At 41.9% G+C, this 511-nt stretch carries 1 protein-coding gene and 1 pseudogene; both read right to left on the bottom strand.

Features of this window, described 5'->3' with window-relative positions; translation table 11 throughout:
• The coding region (locus ACFPOH_RS10735; protein WP_390309625.1) for a transposase family protein at positions 1 to 293 on the bottom strand (293 nt) is incomplete at its 3' end.
• A gap of 5 nt (positions 294 to 298) precedes the next feature.
• Positions 299 to 511 (bottom strand): annotated as a pseudogene (locus ACFPOH_RS10730) (phage repressor protein); the annotation flags it as partial.

The following is a 511-nucleotide window of genomic DNA, read 5'->3' as shown; positions in this document are numbered from 1 at the left end:
AGTCTATTGGTCATAAAACGGACATCATCCATATCGGGCAGTGTTTCCCAAAAGGTATGACTGCATTGTTTGCATCTAAACCTTTTACGGTCAACTGTAATGCCAACACGCTTACTGTGCATGGTGGTGTCCATATAAAGCTGTTTCTTACGCCCGAATCTTTGAAAGTCGGGCGGACAACCCATAGGACAAGCAGGTGGAGACAGGATCGTCTCCACCAAGAAGTTGTAATTGTAATCATCTTCTTTCCAGTCCTTAATGTTATACAAATCTAAATTAAGCTCATTGTGCATGACTATCATTGCCCTTCTTGTTGTAATAGTTCTGTGATTTTACGTTTACCTTTCTCGTTGTATTGGAACGAGCTAACTTGCTTATCTGAATGTCGGGACTTATCGAGAACCCATATACCGTATTCATCGGTTTTTAATCCATGCTTGTTGGCGATACGACCTATTTTGTTGGCTGAAACGCCCAGAATTGCCCCTATTTGCCCTGCTGTGTAGGTTTT

Source organism: Ureibacillus suwonensis (assembly GCF_042655065.1).
GTDB classification, from domain to species: Bacteria; Bacillota; Bacilli; order Bacillales_A; family Planococcaceae; genus Ureibacillus; species Ureibacillus suwonensis.
The sequence above is the reverse complement of the archived record's forward strand: the minus strand, read 5'-3'. Positions and strand labels throughout refer to the sequence as shown.